The sequence below is a fragment of the Methylomonas aurea genome (assembly GCF_024505045.1).
GTDB lineage: Bacteria > Pseudomonadota > Gammaproteobacteria > Methylococcales > Methylomonadaceae > Methylomonas > Methylomonas aurea.
Map to the genome: position 1 here is coordinate 1 of NZ_JANIBM010000080.1, position 2,269 is coordinate 2,269.

Genomic DNA, 2,269 nt, shown 5'->3' on the forward strand with positions numbered 1-2,269 from the left:
TGCCGAATTTTCGGTAAGGATGGGGGTGTGGTCGGGGTAAACGAATTGGCCGTCCTTGACGTAATGGGCCAGGGTTATATCCAGCGCCTTCGAACAGACATCGGAGAAAGGCAAGCCGGTGCGCCGACAAATGACATTCAAGCCCTCAACCTGTTGGGTGCTGACCTGGAAGCTGGCACGCATGCGGAAAGTGCCGTTTGGCTTTTGTTTGTACATGGGAAACCTCGTAAATGTTACATGTAACGCTAATTAAAAAAAGGCCGGCAATGCGTTTGAACGACGCGGTCAGTCTGCGCCTAACCACGTCGTTCGAGCGGACAAGCGGGCCTACCATGCGGGAGTCAATTAACCTCAACGGGGTCCAATGTGCGGGAAAAGACTACCGACTTTCCGCTTGCCGCTCAACTCCCCGTTATGCACCACTGAGGAACTGACTATGTTCAATTGGTTTTCACGCAAACCGTCAAATAAGCCGACGCTCACCGCTACGACCCTCACAAATGATGAAAGGCGCTATGCAATCGCGACTCTATATCTTTCACAATTTGCGATATTTCACGAGGATTTCTTTAAGGCAATCGATCAGTTTGACAAGACTGCACTAGTACCAATGCCAGATTCGAATCAAGGCCGTAAACGTTTCTTCGATTCTGGCACCAATGCGTCCATATCAATCGGTACTGACGCATGCATGATTCGACTTATTGGCAGTGATTTGGACAAGTTTGCCGGCCCAATTGAGGCTGCATTAACGGTTACGGGTGGGAGTGCAACAATCAAGAAGGTCGAACCATTGGTGTACGCGGGTCGGCTTGTTAAGGAAGGAAAGGCTTACAATGTTCAAGTTACTCTAGACACCACAGGAGAGAAACCAATGTTGTGCGCGGGCATCTGGAGGATTGCTAGTGCATAACCAGCGGGCCAACTTGACCGGCAAAAGCTACGCGCCTATCGTCGCTCCGCTTTCGCCGTCAAGTTACCCTTATCGTTATGCATAACAAGTCAACATCATGAACAAGTGGAAAGTTTCGTCCTTTGTAGCCTTGGCGTTACTAATCACCACCAACATTTTCTGGCTCTATTCGGCTATTGATGCTGGCGTTACATACACTTACCAACAAGTAAGCCTTGATGAAAAATCAAAAGCAGTCGGAATGCTCGGAGCCTTAGTGGTCAAAGGTGGGCAGCAATACACGAAGAAAGATATTCTTCATATTTTGCGCCAAGTGAATAAGGACGCATTCATTGTTGAAGAAGAGAACTTAATTGATGTTGATGGCGTCAAGTTTTTCTTCGTAAATGGCAAGCTTTCTGAGGTTGAAGGATGAATTTGCATAACCAGCGGGTCAACTTGATCGGCAAAAGCTACGCTCCTATCGTCGCTACGCTTTCGCCGTCAAGTTACCCTTATCGTTATGTTCTTAAAACATGAAGTTTACTGAACTGTACAACTCAGGAATCAAGCTCTGGCCAAAAGAAGTTCATATTGGCAATGGCTACCCATCAGGAAAAAGCGGATATATGTTTCCTGATCTAGTGTCTATTCATGATCGAATAGAGGAAAGTATTCCTGTTGAAGATGGGTGGTTGCAGATCATTGACTGGTCATTGTTTCAAGCATTTCATGCAGAAAGTAAACGGCTTATTAAGAATAGCGAAAAGACATTAACTCCCTGCTCGGTACCGAGAAGCGAAGTCCAGTGGAGAGTTAGTGAAAACCTTAATGGGGAAGGCTGGGAGTCTTTACGTGCAGAGTATGTTAATGACCTGCAAGAAACATAACACGTCGCTTCACCCGACCAAAAACCGCTTTGCGGTTTTCGTCGGGTGAGCTAGGCGTTGGGCGTCACAAACATGACCGCGCACGAAGTTGAACAAATGGTGCTTCGCCTGCTCGCTGAGTACAGCTATCAGCAGCCGGAACCAGGTTCAACAGTGGGCAGTCCGTGGTCCGCCGAGAAGGTGGGCGGCTATGTCGAGCTGCTCAAGCAGTCGCTGGTATCGCCTCGGCTCGAAAGGTTTGCGTTGGCGGAGACGTATGAGCAAATTCGGGCGAGTTCGACAGAATGCGCAGACTTTTGGGTGGTTGCGGAGCGCGGCGAGTATCTGGAATGGTATGACCCAGCAACGAACGAATTCGGCCTCGGTCAGTTGGCAGCAGACGCCAAGCGTCTTGTTTCCATAGGTGTGCGCGGTGATCTTGTCGGAGTCTTCTGTGCAATGTGAGCGCCCAACCACTCATTCCACCGGACCTGCGCGGCAAGCCGCG

At 49.2% G+C, this 2,269-nt stretch carries 5 protein-coding genes; 4 read left to right on the forward strand and 1 reads right to left on the reverse strand.

The window, feature by feature from the left end:
• A partial coding sequence (locus tag NP603_RS21745; protein ID WP_256612939.1) for a hypothetical protein occupies nt 1-216 on the reverse strand: 216 nt, incomplete at its 3' end.
• A 220-nt stretch (nt 217-436) separates the two neighbouring features.
• Between NP603_RS21745 and NP603_RS21750 the strand changes: the two genes are divergently transcribed.
• The 4 genes from NP603_RS21750 to NP603_RS21765 all read left to right on the forward strand — a co-directional run bounded on the left by NP603_RS21750 (nt 437) and on the right by NP603_RS21765 (nt 2,226).
• Complete coding sequence (locus NP603_RS21750) at nt 437-913, forward strand: hypothetical protein (RefSeq protein WP_256612961.1); 477 nt, start codon at nt 437-439, stop codon at nt 911-913.
• A gap of 97 nt (nt 914-1,010) precedes the next feature.
• Nucleotides 1,011-1,328 (forward strand): Imm58 family immunity protein, encoded by a 318-nt coding sequence (locus NP603_RS21755; protein WP_256612962.1) that lies wholly within the window; start codon nt 1,011-1,013, stop codon nt 1,326-1,328.
• Between the two features lie 100 nt (nt 1,329-1,428).
• Entirely contained in the window at nt 1,429-1,782 is a 354-nt protein-coding gene (locus NP603_RS21760; RefSeq protein WP_256612963.1) for a hypothetical protein, read from the forward strand.
• Between the two features lie 72 nt (nt 1,783-1,854).
• Nucleotides 1,855-2,226, forward strand: coding sequence for a hypothetical protein (locus tag NP603_RS21765; RefSeq protein WP_256612964.1), 372 nt, complete (start codon nt 1,855-1,857; stop codon nt 2,224-2,226).
• Nucleotides 2,227-2,269: the final 43 nt, after the last annotated feature.

What these genes read in the sequence shown, in the direction of transcription:
- NP603_RS21750 (WP_256612961.1), top strand. Translation starts at nt 437, where the DNA reads ATGTTCAATTGGTTTTCACGCAAACCGTCAAATAAGCCGACGCTCACC.
- NP603_RS21755 (WP_256612962.1), top strand. Translation starts at nt 1,011, where the DNA reads ATGAACAAGTGGAAAGTTTCGTCCTTTGTAGCCTTGGCGTTACTAATC.
- NP603_RS21760 (WP_256612963.1), top strand. Translation starts at nt 1,429, where the DNA reads ATGAAGTTTACTGAACTGTACAACTCAGGAATCAAGCTCTGGCCAAAA.
- NP603_RS21765 (WP_256612964.1), top strand. Translation starts at nt 1,855, where the DNA reads ATGACCGCGCACGAAGTTGAACAAATGGTGCTTCGCCTGCTCGCTGAG.